This window comes from Spirosoma areae (assembly GCF_054781775.1).
In genome coordinates this window covers 338,122-357,391 of record NZ_BAAGTT010000010.1, presented here as the reverse complement: position 1 = coordinate 357,391, position 19,270 = coordinate 338,122, and the positions used below count along the sequence as shown (strand labels likewise).

Sequence of the window (19,270 nt, the reverse complement as noted above, 5' to 3'; positions counted from 1 at the left end):
GGTGGTGGTGGAGGTGGGGCCGACGGCGATGGCGGGGGTGGTGGCTCCGGTGTTCCAGATGTAATTGGTAGCCCCCGACGCGGTCAGGGTGGTGCTGCTGCCCTGAGTAATGGTCAGCGAGGGAGTAGCAGCAATGCTCACGTTGGGTGGAGACGGGCAATCAGACGTGACGAACAGGCCCCATTCCACGCCATTATACCCGTAGAAGTAAAACTTGTTTCCTACCGAAGTACCATAGACATTGTCATTCCACAAATTGGAAATTGGCTGGTCTCCCGCTGGGTTCAGGTTTTGGACAATCTGGGTGCCGTTGCTGGTACCGTTGGTTTTCCAGAGTTCGATACCATTGACGCCCTCGCTGGCAAAAAAATAGGTAGTACCATTCACCGATCGAAGCTCAAGCGGGCCGGTGTTATTGTTAGGGTTACCGGTGCCGTTATAGGAACCTAAACCTGAGCCACCCGGACCGGGGTTAATGTCTTTGACTAAATATGTTCCACCAGAAGTTCCATCACTGCGCCAGAGTTCACTACCGGTAGCACTGGTATAAATGGGAAAATACGCAATGTCCGCGAAGTTATAATCGTAAGCCTCCCAGTGGCTAAACATGGAGCCAAAAGGACCCTCGTTACTACCACTGACAAAATCAGTGAGTTGGATCGTACCGTCGGTTGTCCCATTCGTTCGCCAGAGGTTGTAAGCAACATTTCCACCAACAACTTCCGTCTGCCCTATGAAATACAGATAGTTGCTTGACCTAATAAATTTATGTGAATTTAGAAAAGTATTCCCGGCAGGAATTGACTTCCCGCAATATGGTACATTCGCAGGATATTTCAATACGTTAGATACGCCGTTCTCAACCACCAGCAGAACGGCTGGAAATTGAGTTACTACCGTGGGTTCGTAAGGGAAGCAGGGATATCCATACGTATCGGTGTAAGGATAGTACGCTTGGTAAATTAGCTTTCCGTTAATAACATTTATCCCAAAGGGAGAATAGCCACTATTGGTCACTCTCGTGGTGCCAGCCGCCGTGCCGTCCGTGCGGTATAAAGCGGGTCTATAGCCAAACCCAGGATCACCGGTATAAACGGATGGTCCTGAAAAATAAAAGTAGCCATCCACCACTGACGACTGTTGTGAATTGTAGCTTATTCCATTGCCAGGGCCGGGGTTCAGATCAGTTACCATGTATGTACCGGCATCTGTCCCATCGCTGCGCCAAATTTCAGTTCCGGTGGCGTCCGTTTTAAAGCCAAATAACAACAACCCATTTACGCTAACCAAGGGAGCCTGAAAGCCAAACCCCAGTGCTTTCACTAACACCGTACCCGCAATCGTGCCATCGGTTTTCCAGAGTTCATTTACATTGTCTGCCCAGAAAAAAATCGTGTTGCCAACCCGGCATCGATTGTAGCTCGCATTGCTGAACTTGGCACTTGCCGTGAGAAGCGTTGTGCCGACAGTTGTACCATCGCTACACCAAAGTTTGTCATTGGCGTTGAAAATGATAAGGTTGTTTAGAGACTCAAATGGGCCAACACGGCAACAAGGGTCAAAGCCTTTGACCAACGAAATCTGGGCGTTAGCGGCTGTGAGAAGCAGGAAGGTAAAGAGCAATAGATATAGTTTTTTCATGGTAACAGGTGTGGTGGGTTTTGAAAGAGGATTGAATTGATATAATTAGCCAGCGATAGAAAGCCAGATTTGACGGGATAATCCGTTGCTTGTATAGGGCAAAGGTCGATGCCTATAGTCAAACTTCAAATACCTGATTCAGGGTATTTTTAAGTATATTACCGTCACCGGGCGGCCTAACATTCGCTGGTTTGAAAATACAGGTAGACAGCGTAAATTTACCTAAAACCCACTTTTCTATGAAAAACTGCTATTCTTTTTATGCCTATTAGCACAGATAGAGTTTTCTCTGACTTATCAGATCGACAGCCTGAAACGAGAATTAGGAGAAGTAGATAAACAACCGAATAGTCACTCTAAAGATATCCTTTGCTTCAATACCCTGAAGATTATTATGAGAGCCTATGTGGACGTGAACATCGATTCATCGGCGCACTACAACGCCCAAATAATTCGGCTATGCAGCGACTCAAACCTACAGAAAGATCTAATTTAGAGGGGATGCCGTTCAACAGTCGGGCGTTCCACTCAGTGCTAAACAGGTAGCCGCCTTCTTCCAGCGTACCAACGCCGAAAAAGTACAGCCATTGTTAGATACGTTGGCGGCTCTTGCCCTGTTGCGACAAACCCCTGAAGGAACCTACGCTATGTAAACCGCACTTCGTAGGGCGTACCCTGCCAGTAGTCGAGCGCGGCCCGTTGTTCGTTAGTGAGGAAGAACACGGCAAGTTCTGGAAACAGGGATTGTTGCCCCCCTTTCTTTTTGTTGTGCCGGATTAGTTGCCGCCGTAGGTTGTTGCGCCGGTTGCTGTCCCTGTTGCGGGCGTTGTGAGCCGCCCGGCTATATTCATCCTCTTTCGAGCCTTTGGCATACGCTCTACTTTGACTTTGCAACTGCAATAGCAGGTCGTCGTCTTGTCGGAGCATAGCCGCCGACACAAACCGTTGCCCCGGTCTGGGTCGCTCAATCAACACCCCTGTTACCGGACACACAACCGCCCCCGGTTTGGGTGGCTGGTCCGGTTTAAGGGTGTCACAATTTATCCCGGAATACAAGGGGTTAATTTGTGACAAACCGGGTATTGAGGAGTTGGTTAATTCGTGACAGGTTGCACCCGTCTTACCTGCGCTCACTGGCAAAACATAGTCAGTTAATTTGTGACAGGTCGGCCCCGGTTGTTTAGGCGAAATGTTAGGTCTTGTCAGGTTTTGCCAGGCCGCTCGGTGTTCATCTATGCGTGTCAGCAGGTTGTCGTCAACGGCGGTTAGTCGTCCCCACGTCTGACTTATGAGCGTAGATACTTCACGCTGCCAGTTGTTCCCGCGTTGATCGAGCAATGCCCTAAAACTTCGTTTAGCGCGGCTCATCCGTTGGCGGTGGGTATTGGCCTGTTTGAACGTCAGGTTGTCGGGTCGCTGCCAGAAACGCGGGTTGCGCCCATCCCGGTAAATCTCGCGTTCGCAGGGCGTGAGGTCGTCAGGGTTGATTGCTGGGTCGTCAAATAGTATCTCGTTAAACGTATCGACCAATAACACCCCTAACGGCTCGTAGTTGGCTACGTTCAGCAGATCGGCTAATGTATCGAGCCGGATGCCCTTACCGTTGAAATATTCCATCTTATCAGCCCGAATTTCAAACCGTAGCTGATCGAAGTCTAATCCCTTCTGTGTGCCTTTGTCATAAATCTTTATGGCGTACTGTTGCAAATTGCAAACGTAGTACAGCGTGTCGCTGTCGGTGTCGAGACTAAACGGCTGATTCTTGTAGCAGATCAGGTTTTTCACAATGTGGCTAACCGGAAACGGCAATTCAACGTTAACGCCAAATTCCAATTTGTTGATTTTGGAATTGAACAGGTCGAAACCATACTCCCTCACTAACTGATCGAGCGTCAGCAGCAGGTCGTCGGCGGTGAACTGGTCGGCGTTGTGTTGCCCGTTGTTGTGGAACTTGTGTATACTTCCCTTTACCTCAACCCGGTAGGCATTCCCCGTTTTTCGAGGAACGAGCCGGAAGGTCAGCCCCCGGTTAAATGCCCGGCGTATAGGGCTAATCACAAACCCGGTTTGCGTATCAACCAACCCCCCGAACGTTAGGCGGTCATTAGCCAGTAGTGCATCGACACTCACTGAAACATCAAGTAGTGTGGTTCCGTCGAACATGGCATAGTAGAACCGCCCCCACAGTGTAACGTGCGGTTAGTGCCCGTGTGGGCGGTCCGTTAGTGAGGAAAGAGTTAGAGTAGTCCCCGGCCAACAACGTCTGACACAAACGCGGCCCGGTCTTTTGGGAAAGGGTAGTAGGCGGGAAAATAGCGGAGGACCATACGCCCGGCATCAGTCGAGAATTGCACTAATACCCCATTACGGACCTTACTTCCGCCCTGCCCGAACGTCATAACATTGCCAATGTAAACGCCTGAATGGTCAGTACGTTGCAGCCCGGTGAAAAACGTAATTTTTCGTCCTGATCCTTTGCCGGTTCCTTTCTTCTGGGTTTCGGGACCGCGTAGGATAAATTCCGCGTCTATCTTTTCATTAAATCGCCGTTCCTCAACAATCAATTCACGCGGAATTTTGCAAAACCCCGGCTCACATTCTTAGACAATGTAACGGCCCCGGTCAGCATCGAGCCGAAAGGTCAGGCGGTGGGAGGTAGGTAAGTAAGTCATGCGCTCCGGCCCTGCTGCGCCTTTTGGTGTTTGAACCGTCGTGGCTGTTTGAGCGCGGCTAATACGTCGGTTTTCTGATAGCGAACACGCCCGTTGATTTTGAGGGGAACTAATACGGCGGGTCGGTCGTCGGTATCGGTTGCCCAATCATGTAAAGTGGTCAGGCTGACTTGCAGCGTTTCGGCGGTTTGCCGACGGGTCAGCAGTTCAGGCAGGTTAGAGCCTTCGGGGGCGGGTGGTGTGTAGTTCGCCAACTCTGAGCGAATCGCCCCTCGTACCAGTTCGGTCAACTGGTCGGGGGTAATCTGAATTTGCGTTACTGTGCCGTACATTTTGAATCGTACTTTATTTTGTACATGTCAAAGTTGGCGGTTCCAAACGGGCACTAACTATCCTGCAACTTTCCGGAAAGTAAAACCCAAACAATTATTCTAAATCTGTGCGGTCTGGTAGCTTAAGTTTAGAGCGTTTTATATCAGTTAGTTGATTTCCGCTATTACTGTCAACATCAATTACTTTGCGCCATCCTTCTGCATTAGTCTTGTATTGCTTGGGAAGGTTAAATATTTGCGAACATATACGCCCCAACTCAGTATAGTTGATACTCCCGTGCCTAAGGGGAGCCTCTATGTAGTCTCCCCGTATCAATTCTGAAATTATATAACCGGCAATTGCTGGACTACATTTCAATTGGAGTTTTACGCCCGGCTGATGGAGCTGGGAGGAGGGTATATAGTCATACTCTTCATCATAAACTTTGAAAAAGGGTATCAATTGAGTGAGCAAAACCTTACTTTCCGCGTAGCGTTCGGGGGCGAAGTGCAAAATATTTTCCCGAATGCAGAAAAGCCAATTTTGAACTGTATATCTAATTGTATTACAGAACTCCCCATTTTCATTGATGTACTCTTGCGATTTTTCACGACTTGGGTCTTGAGAGTAATCTACAATACTGTCCAAGTCACGCCACAATGGACCAAACAATTGGAATAAATGGGTGATTAAACTATTCGCAAAACGGTCTTGTACTTTTGAATCAGATTGCTGTATAAACCACCTGTTCAATTCATCATTTAACTCATCATTATCTGAATCCCATTTTTTACGGTTCTCAATTAAGAAATATTCGGTGTACTTCATTAGGTCTTCATATATTAAAAAATTCATACCTAACGAAGAGTTTCTTGATGACCTCGCCAAAATCTTAGCCTTAACAACAATAAAATCAAGTACAGGTAAGTTAGAGTTTTCCGTTCTGTCAACTCTTGATTTGGTATTCAATTGGTCATTCTCTTGGCCTAGCTCTTTGGGTTTCTGTTCCTGAGTAGCAGATGTCAAAGTTGCTTCTTTTTCAAATTTAACATTTCCATTCTGTTGAAGTGAACTAGTGATTTGAGACTTACCTAGTGGAGGTATTGCATGTGCAACTAAAAAATCATGGATGATTGATGCTATAGCATCTGCTGCCTTAACATATTCATAGCAGCAAGCCCGGACCTCATCTGCTACTTCAAATATGAGTTTCTTATCATCTGCTGTTAAAGGAGTTCTACCCACTTGAGGACCAAATACAATTATCATTTGAAAGTCCGCAAATATTCTATCAATCCATTCATCAGACTCTATGTACTCATATCCATCTTTTAATTCGTATTGATAAGAATTGAGACTTTTAATATATCTTTCTCTTTCTGCTGGCCTTAAATCAGATGCAAGGTTAGAATTAACCTCCCGAACCAGTTCTTCTGCTAAAGGTGAATAATTTTTGAACTCTGTTTTAATGGCATCATAAAAAGGAATTCTTTCTTGAAATGAGCGTCCTAAATTTATCTCTTGGAATTCCTTCGACAAACTTTTGGTGACTCTACTAAAAACGCCCATTATACGCTCTTGTACATCAGTTATTAACATTGGTTTTACTTGGTTTGGTCATTTATCAGTAAATATCGTTGCCGTTGGTCAAACGGTCGTCAGGCAAAATTCATGGTTTTATCAGGTTGTCAGTTAATACAGAGAGCGAGGAACTGTAACACCCGGTACTCCATTGACTACTTTACAGCCGTGTTCCTTCAACCACTCGGACACCTACACATCGTCAGGCGACATTACCAACGTCATTGTAATTCAGCATCACGCGGCCCAATTTAACCGCCCCAACCTCATCGGCGTTTAGTGTTTCAAGCCTACCGTTTCATGCAGCAACGCGCCCGGTTTGGTTAGGCGCGTTGGGCATTTGCACCACTAATCCGTACTGATTGAGCAACAGGGCTAATTGCCCGATATACTTGTTTCGTTGGTCTGTGAATTGCTCAATGGCTAAATTATCCCGTTCGGGATAGGATTCATGTCGTTGAATAGCCCCGTTCATTCGCTCAATAAATTCTAACAGGTGTTCAATCAATTCAGCGCGTTCGTGCGGGGTCGTTGGCAGGTGGTCTAAAATGTCTTCTATCTGCATGGCTCAAATGATTAAGTTATTGTGAGTTCGATAAATCCTTTTTTCAGGCGTGGCCGGGTGTTGGTTTGGCTCCAGATGAATAGCCATTCTGTGTAATCCGATTCGTACCAATTCCGGTGCTGGTTGCCTTCGGGATAAACCTGAATGACACGAACGTCAACCCGCCCGGCTCCGGTCGCAAATTCACGGCGTAACGCTCTAAAGGTTTCTTCATGCTGCCAGTAACGAGCGGCATCTATAAACGTCAGTACGTCAATGTCGTTCGGGTCTATCTTGCGGCTGACGAAACTACCGTCAACCCATTGTTTAAACCCGTCAGGCAGTAGTTGCCGCAGCCGGGCGTTACATTCCTGGTATCGCTCAAAAATTGGTTGTCGGGTGGTCGAGGTGGGAAACTCCTCAACAAATACCCTCCTCACAGTGTCGAAGTCAGACGTAACAGGCACGTAGGGAATTAAGAACCCGTTGGCGTCAAACTCTAAAGCTGGTTCAGTCATTGCGTCTTACGCGGCCTTGTGCATAGGCCGTACATCTTTATTTGTGGTGGGTTGGTTGATTCCCGAAAAATGCGGGTGGTCGAGCAATAGCCGGGCGTTTTGTTCGCCGGTTACTTTGATGTACTTCATAAATTGAGTTTCCGACTTGTGGCCGGTAATCTTCATAATGGATACGGTCGAAACACCCGCCAAAAACGCGTTTGTAGCAAACGAACGCCGGGCGGTGTGTGTTGTCAGCAATTCCCACTTTTGGGCGGTCAGCGTCGAACGTATGCCCCCTTGTGTGCGGGTCCGCTCAACCGGCGCGGTTAGTCCGGCTACCTGTCCCAACTCTTTGAGGTACTGGTTAAACTTCTGGTTCGACATGGTGCGGGGTGGCACACCGTCGTATTTATCGAGAATAGCCAGCACGTTCGGATTAAGGGGTATCGAAACCCGCGCGGCTGTCTTTTGGGTCGTCACGCTCAAAATGCGGCCCCCAAACGAAATATTGAGCGGGCGTAACTCCGAGTAGTCCGAAAACTGTAGTCCGGTATAACAGCCAATCAGAAACAAATCACGCACACGGTCGAGCCTTTCATCTTTGGTCAGGTCGAGGTCGTAAAGGGTCGTTAGTTCGTCATTGTCGAGGTAAATTGTATCGACCTCCTCCTCAATCTTTTTAAAGTCGCGGTGCTGAAAATCCGTACTCTGGTGCAATCCGTCGCGGTACGCCTGTTTGAGTAGCATTTTGACCCCGTTTAGGACCGCCCCCACGTAGTTGAGTGAGTGACCTTGTGCAGCTAAATACTTTTTAAAATCATTGTAAAAAGATAATGTGAAGGCGTCGTAATCGAGGGCATAGCCGGTTAGCGTCTGATAGTTGGTCAGGATAGTACGGAATTTCAGAAAGTTTTTGAGCGTCCCATCAGCAAATCGGGCGTTTTTAGCGTTCAGGCGTCGGCCCGCCTTTGCATCAGCAACAAACCGAAGGATGTACGTTAAAAACGTTTCCTTTTCCTCTGCCTTTATCGTTGCGGGTTTAATGACTCTAACCCGGCCTAACTCTTTGTCGAGGTGGTGTTTAATCAGGTCATTATCGAGCGATACCCCGGCCAACTGCAACGACGCCAACACACGCACGAACGCGGCCCGGTGTCGGTCGAGGTGGGCGTTAATCGTTTCGTGCATCTGCCGAACAACGCGGGCCTTTTGGTTCGTGTGAGCGCGTTGGTTGGGTGTATCCCACTGGTAAGGCTCAATAAATTGCCCGGTCGAATAAACGAATCTCCGGTTGTCGTACCGGTAAACTAAGGAAACGAGCGTAGGGTCAGTAGCGCGGGGGTCTTTGAGTAGAAATTTTACGTCAGCAGCGCGGGCGGTTTGCATGGTCTGTAACTTGGTTTGGTCGATACCAAGTTACGAATAAAAATAATCCAGTTGACGGATTGGTTGACGGATTAACTTTATTTTATCTTATTTAATCTAATAAAGTACAATCAACAAAAAAAGCTAATCAGTTGATTATGAGTTGATTTAACCCGAATCCTGATTAGCCTTAAACCGTAAAATGTGATCCCGATTGGATTCGAACCAATGACCGCCTTCTTAGAAGGAAGATGCTCTATCCAGCTGAGCTACGGGACCATTCTATTAGCCACAAAAGTACGCTGATTGCGCTTGTTTTGCAAAAAACAGGCGGCTAATGTTCGTCATTGCAAGGAGGATCGGAACATTACACATAACCTTTCAGGCTTGCCGGGAGTTACCATCTGTAGAAATAGCCTCATTCCGAACAAGCACACATGAGTAGTCAATCCGAAAACCTGAAGGTTATCTTTTTTGAGCCTGCTGCTGAGAACAAAGCAGGCAACGTAGTGGCTGATGGCTATTTTAGCTTTGTACCAACGTTTAAAGAAGGCGATACCATCAACATGACAATGGCCCGCCGGGAAACCACCAACGCGACCGTACACGATCCAATCGGCCACAAAACCCACCGTATTGTCAAAACAGACTGGGTAGTGATGATCGACGAACGCTCTAAAAATGCCTTAGCCACCCTGGTTGTTTCGGTGGAGAAGATTGATCTTGTCGATAAAGTGCCTGATTACCCGGATAGCCTGGTGACACATGGCTAACAGCTAAACAGCACGAACCCGCTAAATCAGGTTTTTGGCGGGTTCGTCGTATCGGGGTGGCCGGAATCGGCCTGTAAATTAATCTTAAGCCGGGGTTTGTTTCGTTTCCTTACCTGTTGAGGTGAGTAGTGCCATAACGGGTTTTCCGGTCCCGTCGGGGGTGGAATAAAACGGTCGTTGTTCGACATCGTAATGCGTATCCGGCGCAATGCCCAGCGCATGGTAAATTGTTTGGTGAATTCCTTCAATACGTACCGGATTCTTTATCGTTTTGCACGGGCGCTCGTCGGCTGTTTGGCCGTACACAAACCCTTTTTTAATGCCTCCGCCAAACATCAGAATCGAGCATCCATCGGTAAAATGGCGGTGCATCCCGTAAAATTTCAGGTCAGACAGGATATCCGGCTGTTTGACCTGCTCCAGCACTTTAGCGCCGGGCCGGCCTTCAACCATCATATCCCGGCTAAACTCACTGGCCAGCACAACAATGGTACGGTCCAGGTGCCCACTTTTATCCAAATCCCTGATGAGCTGCGCCACAGGGCCGTCGATCTGCTTTTTCATGTCTTCCAGCCGTGTATGCCCATTTTCATGCGTATCCCAGCCCTTAAACGGCTCATATTCGGTGGTTACGCTAATGAACCGGGCACCCTGTTCGGTGAGTCGGCGGGCCAGCAGACAACCCAGGCCAAACCGGCCTGTGTTATAGATGTCGTAACTTTCCTTCGGCTCGGTGGTCAAATCAAACGCCCGCGCTTCGGGTGATTTCAGCAGCCGGTATGCTTGCTCCATCGATCGCTTGAGCGACTCTTTCTGGTAGTCACTGCCAAATTCCCCAACCGGGCTATGGCTGACCAGTTCGTTGTATAGCTGATTCCGGCGCTCGAATCGGCTAACGTCCATACCAACCGGCGGGCGTACACTCTCCAAACCCTGACTGGGGTCCGGAATGAAAAAGGGGCCATATTCATTGCCCAGAAACCCAGCCGTATGAAAGGCTTTCAGTTCTTCGGCCTCGCCCACCGTAAAGCGCTGACCAATGTCGACAAAGGCGGGGATGACTGGATTTTTCGGGCCTAATTCTTTGGCAATCCAGGAACCGAGGTGTGGAGCCGCTACGGTCTGGGGTGGTTCGTAGCAGGTATGCCAGTGATATTGGTGACGCGAGTGCAGAATATGCCCCATATCAGCCGCAACATACGACCGAATGAGTGTACCCTTATCCATAACGTTGCCAATGGAGCCAAGCCCGTCCGAAAAATGAATGCCATCTAAAACGGTGGGCACGGGTTTAAACGTACTCAGGACCCGATTTCCTTCCATCCCTTTCTCATAAGGCGTGTAACGTTTTGGGTCAAACGTTTCGGTATGGGCCATACCCCCCGCCATCCAGAGCAGAATGACGGTATCCGCCGTGCTTTGCATTCTCAGCGGCTTTTTGATTGCGGCCTGCTGACCGGCTTTGGATGTGTCTTTACAGCCAGTCAGCAGACTCGATACCGGAGCGCCAGCCGCCAGCGCTGCCAGTGTAGCCGCGCTTGTTTTTTGCAGAAAATCCCGCCTATTCCAGGTGTTGTTCATCTCGTTGCTATGTCTGAAATGTTTTAATCCTGTCATTCTGTCAAAAAACATTAATAAATCAATTGAAATTCAGGGTGTAAGCTGATGGCCCACACTAAATCCTGAATGCCCTCCGTCGTGGGAGTTGAGCCGACGATTTTCTGCGCCGTAGCCAGTTCATCCGGCTTAGGTTCCCGGCCTAATGCTTTCCAGTATAACGTTTTTACGAGCACATCCGATGCCGGATAGATGGCTTTCCATTGTTGGGATCCCCGCTTAAGAGCCGCGTTGAATATTTCGCCGTTCGTTAGTTCCAGCGCCTGCAACAGATTCGCCTGCGACGACCGGCTGGTGCTGACAGTTTCCCGGTTGGGACGACCCAGCGCGGTTAAAAAAGGGTCGTTCTTTACCACAACCGCCCGGGCAAATTTCATCTCTTTCTTAATCCGTTTGGGCAACAATTTCCTGACAATGGACGTATCGGCGTAGATCGGACTAAAGGCCAGGCTAACGGCATCGGCAAACTGCTCAGCCGTAAGCCGACGGCGCACCATTCCCTGAAAAACGAAACCGGGTGCTGTCAGCAGGCCCGAATCCCGGATGCCAACAGAAGGCAATTGATACGTTCTGGAGGTCAGGATGGTGTACATCAGCTTCTTGATGTCGTACCCGTTGGTCACAAAATCAGACGCCAGCCAGTCCAGCAAATCCTGGCTCCAGGGTTGGTTATCCATTTCGTCGACAGGTTCGATAATGCCCCGGCCCATGACCTGCGCCCAAACGCGGTTAACCAGCGTTCGGTAGAGCCGGCCATTTCTGGGCTGCACCATAAAATCGGCCAGTTCGCGGAGCCGCTCGTCGGTAGTGGCCTGCCCGTTGATGGTGCCTAACTGCTCAAAAATAATCTTCCGCCCCGCCAGTTTGCCCGTCGGCTTGTCGCAGCGATTAATTTCCAGGACTGTATCGGCAAAGACGTTGGCAAAGGCGTAGGAGTCGGCCAGTTTCCAGTCGCTGATAAAACTATCATGACAGGACGCACACTTAAGGTTTAGGCCCAGCAGTACCTGCGACACATTCTGAGCCGCCTGCATTTCGGTTCGCTGACTCGAATTGATGGTGCCGCGCCATTTGATTCCTTTTATGAAACCCGCCGATTCGTTCGTCGGGCTGACGAGTTGTTTGACAAACTGGTTATACGGTTTGTTGGTTTTAAGCGACGCATACAGCCATTTGGTGATGTCGAAACGACCACCGGTAATATAGCCCGTGCCCGTGTAGTCGTTCCGCAGCGCATCGTTCCAGAAGGTTAGCCAGTGCTGGGCGTAATCGGCGTTCCGGCTGAGGAGTTGGTTGACCAGCCGTTCCCGTTTGTGGGGCATCGTATCTTCCGTAAACGTTTTGACGGCTGAGGGCGACGGCAGTAAACCCACAACGTCTAAGTAGACCCGGCGGAGGTAGGTCCGGTCGTCCACGACGTTCTTCCAGGCCAGTTTATGCTGGTTGAAATAAACGTTCACGAATCGGTCGACGGGGTTAGCCAGGCCAGCGGTGGAGTCGGGCAGTTCGGGCAGGCGCGGTGCTAAAGCCGCTACCCGGTAGATGCTTTTTTCGGCACCGGTTGGCCAGGGAGCGCCCTGTTTAATCCAGTATTCGAGCAGTTCAATGTCGTGTTCGGTCAGGCGTTTGCCTTTGGTTGGCATGGCATCGTCGTGGCCAGCCGGGAGTTTAATGCGCCGAATCAGGTCGCTTTTTTCGGGACGACCGGCCACCAGCACAACGCCATCCTCGCCCCCTTTGAAAATAAACTCCTTCTTATCTAACCGCAAACCACCCTTGACTTTGGCAGGCCCGTGGCAGCTATAACAATTGTGCGCCAGAATGGACCGCACTTCCACATTTAACTCACTGATCTGCTTCTCATCAAGCGGTTGCCCGGCGCTTGCGAACGTGAATTTCGGCCCGCCCCTACCCGGCGAACCACCCTCTTTGCCGAAGGGCAGCACACTGCTCAGGTAATCGTCGCCGTGGGTTAGCAACGCCCCGTAATGACCGGCAAACGTGACACCAACGACCGTTGCCGTCAATAGCCCCCGGTACAAGTTTGCCCGGCCGGAGCGAAGTGCAGCTACGGTCAGCAGGGCCAGTGTCATCGTTGCCAGACCCGACCACTGGTGAATGGCTACCGTACTACCGCCGTAATCTTCCTGGTTGGAGAGTATAAGCCCCAGTGCAGCCGCTACCACCGAACCGATGGCGCCAATCCAGACTAAGGCAGCAATACCCGCCCGCAAATCGGTCGATTTTCGACGCCATACAACTATTTCCAATACGAAAGCAACCGTCAGCAGACCAACCGGAAAATGAACGATTAGGGGATGCAGACGGCCCAGAAATTGCCAGAGCCAGAATGATTGGGTTAATACAGTCATTACGTTGAGGTGATGGATTAAGCAGGCAATTAGTTCGTTGACAGGATTAAACAGGTGCTATTCTATAAAATCCTGTTTAATCCTGTCAACGAACTAATTGCCTTAATAACCCGTATTTTGGGTTAATTTACTGTTGATCAGGATTTGCGGAGCCGGAATGGGCAGAAAATACTCAAAGTCGGTGTAGACATAATCCAGCGCATTGTAGGCCACGCCCCCCCGCGCAACGGTCGGGTTGGCTTTCTCTTTGGCGCCATATGCATTCATAAACGCAGCTAATTCCATAGGCGTCATCGTTCGTTTCAGGTCAAACCAGCGTTGATTTTCAAAGGCCAGTTCAAGCCGTCGTTCTTTCAGCACTGCCGTTCTGAACGTTTCTTTGGTAAGACCTGTTAGAGCTGCCAAACCTGCGCGGGTACGTATCTGATTGAGGTACCCCAAAGCCTCAGCCGTAGGTCCCGATGCTTCGTTGATGGCTTCGCCTAACATCAGCAGCACGTCGGCATACCGGAGTACCGGCCAGTTATCGTTGGTTCGGCCCGCAATGGTGTGCGGATTATTGAATTTGGTGATATACGGTATCTGAACCGTTTTGCCCGCCAGCGTGTACTCCGTTTTCAGGGAAGCCGCTTTGCGCTTATCAGCGGGTTCGTAGGCCGCAATAAGGTCATTGGTCGGGATATTCCGACCGCTTGGCACCACGGTAGCAAAGCCGGTAACGGCGTTCGACGATTGCCGGGGGGCGAAAACATACGTAAAATTGCTCCACTCGCCCAGGTCATTATCACCCTGATACTGAACTTCAAAAATGGATTCGGGGCCATTCTTGCGGGTCGTACTGAAATTATCCGCGTAGTTGGCGTTTAAGGTATACCCTAAGCCCGTTACCTGCTTCAGCGTCGTTACAGCCTCAGCATATTGCTTCCTGGTCAGGTATAATTTGCCCAGCAAACTCAGCGCGGCCCCCTGCGTTACCCGGCCTATATCGGCGGTGGCCGTATATTTGGCGGGCAGCAGCGCCGATGCCTCTTTCAAATCCTTTTCAATCTGGGCATACACGTCGGCCTGGGGCGACCGAACCAGATCGAAGGCATCGTTGGGGTTAGCCAGCGTTTTGGTAACCAGCACAACGTCGCCAAAATACTGCGTCAGATTAAAGTAAAAGTAGGCTCGCAGAAACTTCAACTGCCCTTCCACTTCTTTTTTAGGCCCGTCGGCAACGGTAGCTTCCGGGAGCCGTTCCAGGGTAAAATTGACGTTATACAGCGCCGAGTAGTATTGATTCCAGAGGTTGGCAATTTCCCCATTTCCTGAGTTCACGGTCGAAAACTCGAACGCTTCCCAGCCGCTGGCGCCCCCCCGGTCGAGGGGGTTGAAATCCAGGGTTGTGTTGTCGGTCTGGAATTCACCGAATAAATAGCCGGTGTTGGTAATGCCCTGCAATTGCCCGTAAACCCCGTTGAGCGCCTGTTTTAACTGCGTTTCGTTTTTGTAGAAAACACCGGTTCCGATGCGGGTTGGGTCGGTCTGGTCCAGAAAGCTTTCCCGGCAGGACGATTGCAGCAACCCAAGAAGAATGATGCCGATGGCGGTTATATGTTTCATGGCTGTGGGTTCGCTTAGAAGTTTAATTTAACGCCCGTGGAGAATGTTCTGGGAACCGGATACGACTCATCGTCATTATTAAGCTCGGTTCCGCCCCGAACACCGGCATCGGGATTACCTGGGTATTTGGTGAACAGAAACAGGTTCGTGGCATTGATGAACACCCGGGCGTTCGACAGAATGGACTTCACTTTGGGGATATTGTACCCGATGGTTACGTTCCGCAGCCAGGAGTAACTCCCGTCATACACATACCGTTCGCTGCTCTCGCGCGACCATTTGAAGTAGTTGGTACCGCCCTGCGAATTTTTAGCAGTGGGGTTCGAGCCGGGATTCTGCGGTGACCGCCACCGATCTTTGGCTTTATCGAGGACGTTGAACACGCCATCCATATTCATGGTCGATGCTTCGATATTCCGGTAGATGTCGAAATCATGGGCACCCATGAACAGGATGTTAACGTCGAACCGTTTCCAGTCGGCGGCAAAGGTCCATCCCCAGGTAAACGCCGGGTTCGGATTGCCGATAATTTTCATGTCGCGGGTGTCGTAGGTGACTTCCCCGTTGCCGTCTACGTCCCGAAACTTCATGCCCCCTGGTATAACCCCATCCTGCTTGGGCGAGGCATCAATCTCGGCCTGCGTGTTGAAAATACCAAGTTTTTCGTAGCCCAGAATCATGCCGATAGGCTCACCCACCTGCTGAATGTTGTAGCCTCCGTAGAAACCGCCCTGAATAATGAAATCGTTGGCGCCCTTGATGGCCAGAATTTTGCTCCGGTTGAAGGTAATGTTCGCGTTCGTCCGAAAATTCACCTGACCCAGCTTAATGCGGTAGTCGGCGGCTAATTCGAACCCGTTGTTCGCTACTTTTCCTAAGTTGGCCAGCGAGTTGGTGAAGCCCGACACAGCCGGTATGGGCACGTTCAGCAGCATATCGGTCGTAATTTTATTGTAGTACTCGAAGGTGAAGGTCAGCTTGTTGTTAAACATGGAGAAGTCCAGACCCAGGTCCAACTGGTCTGATTTTTCCCAGCCCAACTCCGAATTGGCGAACGAGGTAACCACCTTGCCCGGCACCAGTTGCCCATTCAGAATATAGTTGTTGATCCCTAAAAAAGCCTGACTGGCGTAGTTACCATCACTGGTGTTGTTCTGCCCGATACCGAAGTTATTGTTGGCCGTGACGGCGTAACTGTTGTTGCCGGTCATGCCCCAGCTTGCCCGCAGTTTCAGGTCGGATATGACGTTCGATTTCGGGAAAAATGACTCCTCCGAAATCCGCCAGCCTGCCGAGAAGGCCGGAAACGTACCGAACTTATTTTGGGCGCTGAAGCGTGAACTGCCTTCCCGGCGCCAGGACGCCGACAGCAGGTATTTATCCCGGAACGAATAGTTGAGCCGGGCAATGTAGGCCAGCATGGTCCAGGTGCGTTCCATCGAACTGGACGACCGAATGGAGGCCGCGCTCAAATACGGCACCAGGTCGTCGGGGAAGGTATTGCCGGAACCATAGATGCCTTTCACGGTTTCCTGCTGGGCCGTAAAACCCGCCAGCGCATCGAACCGGTGGTTTTCGCCAACAGTGGTGGTGTAGGTCAGGAGTTGGTCGGCGGCAAAGTTCCTCAGTTCTTCGGCATCGTCGCGTTCGGTCGCAATCCGGGGCGGAGCGCCATTGGTGCCGTTTTGAACGGGCAGCCCGATGGTCGACGGGGAGAATTCCTTGTAGGTGTTGTAATTGATCTTGGCGTTTAATGACGAGCGGAATTTAAGCCCCCGCCAAATGGAAATCTCGGCATAAGCACTTCCCAGCACATCGGCGATATTCCGGTTTCGTTTCAGATTTTTCAGCACAAACAACGGGTTTGGAAAACCAAATACGCCATCGGTCCCATTGTAGTAGGGTATCAGTTCGCCAGCGGCATCGTAGGCCGGAAACCGGGGGTCCATGATTAACGCGCCCCCAACGGTATTGCTTCGCCCGTCGGTATTGGCCAGGCTCGACCGCGAATAACTACCCGCCAGATTGACCCCCACATTAATGAATTTGTTGACTTCGCCCGCCAAATTTACCCGAAGCGACATCCGGTCATAATCGGTGTATTTAAGCACGCCATCTTCCTTGTAATACCCGGCGGATACCACCGATTTAATGGGGCCTTTCCCCGACGAAAGGGTGAGGTTCACGTCCATGTAGGGCGCGCTGTTGTTGAGGATCAAATCATACCAGTTGGTCGAATACTGGGTTTGTTCGGGATTTCGGAATCCAATGGGAATATCGTCGGGGGTTGGCTCACGCTTCTGAAAATACCGGATGTTATCTTCCAGAACCTCTTTTTTAAACTGGGCAAATTCGACCCCATTCAATACTTTCACCTTCCGGGTATCGGGCAGGGTGTTCACGCCATAATCAACCGAAAAGTTCAGGCCAACTTTGCCATCTTTTGCACTTTTGGTGGTAATCAGCACCACCCCGTTCGAGCCTCTGGCGCCGTAAATAGCGGTGGCGGCAGCATCTTTCAGTATCGAAACGGTTTCGATGTCGTTGGGATTCAAATTCTGACCAACCGATATGCCCACCGGAAAGCCGTCGATGACATACAACGGGTCGCTGCCCGCACCAAGCGAACTGATTCCCCGAATGCGTACATCGAATTGCTGACCGGGCGTACCACTTTTTTGTTTGGTGACAACACCAGCGGCCTGGCCCTGGAGCAGCCGGGTGAAATTAGACGCGGGCACTTCGCCGATTCGATCAATGCCGATAACGGAGATGGCCGAGGTGATATCCTGCTTTCGCTGCGTACCATAGCCCACCACCACCACTTCGCTGAGGGTCTGGTCGTCGGGGGCTAAGGTAATATTCAGGGTTGACTGGTTGCCCACGACCACTTCCTGCCCGCGATAACCCACAAAACTAAACACAAGCACGGCCCGGCTGTCGGGCACCACAATTCGAAAGCTGCCGGTGCCATCGGTAGTGGCCCCTACGGTAGATCCTTTCACAACAACACTAACACCCGGCAGACTGGCTCCCTTCTCATCGATCACCTTCCCCGATACCGGTATGTCAACGGGTTTCGCAGTTGCATTCAGCATCGGGTGCTTGGGAGCGGGCACGGTCAGCAGCGCAGTTTCGTTGAGTAGTCCACTCGTTCTGTGTACATCGGTTTGCTGTCCGTAAGCAAGATTTGCAGCACAACCAGCTACTATACTGAGGGCTACTACTGGGTAGAACTTCTTCATAGTATTACTGTCTTAGGGTTTATGGTACTCAACGGAATTCAAAACAGACAATAGATTAGTCAAATATTGATATTATAAAACCATTACTTTCCTGCACTTACCTACTTTATTAATTATTTTAGTAATTAACCTGAATTTTACAACAAGATGGATTTGGTCATTTAATATTACATCGTGATTAACTTAACTGCGTAGTTATACGATGAAGCTTACTGATCGGCGAAAAAGGTGCCTGAAAGTAAGCGTTAGAAGCAGGTTTTCTTTCCTCAACTTTCTTGTAGACTTGCCCGTAACGATCACCGCCCTTAACCGAAACTTCGGTTAAGGGCGGCAAGAATTAATTTATACCGAATTGACTATAGTAAGGCTCAGTTCTTCGCCTGGGTAATTTGAACGTTGCGGACGATAGCCTGTTCGACCTTATCGGGATTGTGGGAGCAGATGAATAAGCCAACCATCACCTCATCGGGCAGGTTAGCCATTTCGTGCGAACCGACCGACTGTAATTCGGCCCCTTTTTTCGCTACCCGCATGGTATAGGTGGTACCTTTTCGCTCTACCTGCACGGTTTGAACGCTCTTTTCCGGGCTGAAAATCTCATCTTCGGGGTCGCGCATGGCAGCCCCTTTGGTCACACGCCATTGCAGCACCGTTAAGCCGTCGCCATGAACAACGGCACTCAGGTGCGAGGCATTATCGTCCAGCGATTCACGCACCATCCAGCCCACTTTTCGATGGGGATCAGTGCCGGTACCGACAAACTCAAAGTCAGCCGTGAGGGTAAAGTCGCCGTTTATTTTTTTGAACAGGTATTGAAATTCGTCGCGGGCAAACCAGATGTTGTAGCCCGAACCAGTCATCGTGTACGCTTTCGTGCGCTTATCGAACTGCGATGAACCGGCCTGTTTGGGGTGGCCGATGTCTTCACTTTTCTGAAAAACACCAATTTTTTTGGTTGGAGTGAAACTGACTAACAGGCTTATTGACACGATAAAGGTTAAAAGCGTTTTCATAATCGGGAGACGGGGGGTTAAGCTTGTGAA

Annotated in this window: 14 protein-coding genes and 1 tRNA gene; 1 reads left to right on the top strand and 14 read right to left on the bottom strand. The window is 50.0% G+C overall.

The window, feature by feature from the left end; genetic code table 11:
• From ACYVI1_RS05215 to ACYVI1_RS05175, 9 genes are all read right to left on the bottom strand, one after another.
• The coding region (locus ACYVI1_RS05215) for a hypothetical protein (protein WP_460907478.1) at positions 1-1,641 on the bottom strand (1,641 nt) is incomplete at its 3' end.
• Between the two features lie 645 nt (positions 1,642-2,286).
• Positions 2,287-3,804, bottom strand: a complete 1,518-nt coding sequence (locus ACYVI1_RS05210) for a hypothetical protein (protein WP_460907476.1) — start codon at positions 3,802-3,804, stop codon at positions 2,287-2,289.
• Between the two features lie 74 nt (positions 3,805-3,878).
• On the bottom strand, positions 3,879-4,205 hold the full coding sequence (locus ACYVI1_RS05205; protein ID WP_460907474.1) for a hypothetical protein: 327 nt from the start codon (positions 4,203-4,205) through the stop codon (positions 3,879-3,881).
• Between the two features lie 104 nt (positions 4,206-4,309).
• Complete coding sequence (locus ACYVI1_RS05200) at positions 4,310-4,645, bottom strand: DNA-binding protein (protein WP_460907472.1); 336 nt, start codon at positions 4,643-4,645, stop codon at positions 4,310-4,312.
• Between the two features lie 94 nt (positions 4,646-4,739).
• Positions 4,740-6,224 carry a hypothetical protein gene (locus tag ACYVI1_RS05195; RefSeq protein ID WP_460907470.1) on the bottom strand — a complete coding sequence of 495 codons (1,485 nt, stop codon included), beginning with the start codon at positions 6,222-6,224 and terminating at the stop codon, positions 4,740-4,742.
• A gap of 280 nt (positions 6,225-6,504) precedes the next feature.
• Entirely contained in the window at positions 6,505-6,771 is a 267-nt protein-coding gene (locus ACYVI1_RS05190; protein WP_460907468.1) for a hypothetical protein, read from the bottom strand.
• An 11-nt stretch (positions 6,772-6,782) separates the two neighbouring features.
• A complete protein-coding gene (locus tag ACYVI1_RS05185) occupies positions 6,783-7,268 on the bottom strand; it encodes a DUF6932 family protein (protein ID WP_460907466.1) in 486 nt (161 codons plus the stop codon).
• A 6-nt stretch (positions 7,269-7,274) separates the two neighbouring features.
• Positions 7,275-8,636 carry a site-specific integrase gene (locus ACYVI1_RS05180; RefSeq protein WP_460907464.1) on the bottom strand — a complete coding sequence of 454 codons (1,362 nt, stop codon included), beginning with the start codon at positions 8,634-8,636 and terminating at the stop codon, positions 7,275-7,277.
• A gap of 184 nt (positions 8,637-8,820) precedes the next feature.
• Positions 8,821-8,894, bottom strand: a tRNA-Arg gene (locus tag ACYVI1_RS05175).
• A gap of 158 nt (positions 8,895-9,052) precedes the next feature.
• On the opposite strand from ACYVI1_RS05175, the gene ACYVI1_RS05170 reads away from it, so the two are divergent.
• Positions 9,053-9,388 (top strand): hypothetical protein, encoded by a 336-nt coding sequence (locus ACYVI1_RS05170; protein WP_460907462.1) that lies wholly within the window; start codon positions 9,053-9,055, stop codon positions 9,386-9,388.
• Between the two features lie 84 nt (positions 9,389-9,472).
• On the opposite strand, the gene ACYVI1_RS05165 is transcribed toward ACYVI1_RS05170, so the two are convergent.
• The 5 genes from ACYVI1_RS05165 to ACYVI1_RS05145 form a co-directional block, all read right to left on the bottom strand.
• A complete protein-coding gene (locus ACYVI1_RS05165; protein ID WP_460907460.1) occupies positions 9,473-10,969 on the bottom strand; it encodes a DUF1501 domain-containing protein in 1,497 nt (498 codons plus the stop codon).
• A 50-nt stretch (positions 10,970-11,019) separates the two neighbouring features.
• The gene (locus tag ACYVI1_RS05160; protein ID WP_460907458.1) at positions 11,020-13,377 is read right to left on the bottom strand and encodes a DUF1549 domain-containing protein; all 2,358 of its coding nucleotides are present in this window, start codon (positions 13,375-13,377) and stop codon (positions 11,020-11,022) included.
• Between the two features lie 102 nt (positions 13,378-13,479).
• A complete protein-coding gene (locus tag ACYVI1_RS05155) occupies positions 13,480-14,982 on the bottom strand; it encodes a RagB/SusD family nutrient uptake outer membrane protein (protein ID WP_460907456.1) in 1,503 nt (500 codons plus the stop codon).
• A 14-nt stretch (positions 14,983-14,996) separates the two neighbouring features.
• Complete coding sequence (locus tag ACYVI1_RS05150) at positions 14,997-18,227, bottom strand: SusC/RagA family TonB-linked outer membrane protein (protein ID WP_460907454.1); 3,231 nt, start codon at positions 18,225-18,227, stop codon at positions 14,997-14,999.
• 368 nt (positions 18,228-18,595) lie between these two features.
• Positions 18,596-19,240 carry a hypothetical protein gene (locus ACYVI1_RS05145; RefSeq protein WP_460907452.1) on the bottom strand — a complete coding sequence of 215 codons (645 nt, stop codon included), beginning with the start codon at positions 19,238-19,240 and terminating at the stop codon, positions 18,596-18,598.
• Between the last annotated feature and the right edge of the window lie 30 nt (positions 19,241-19,270).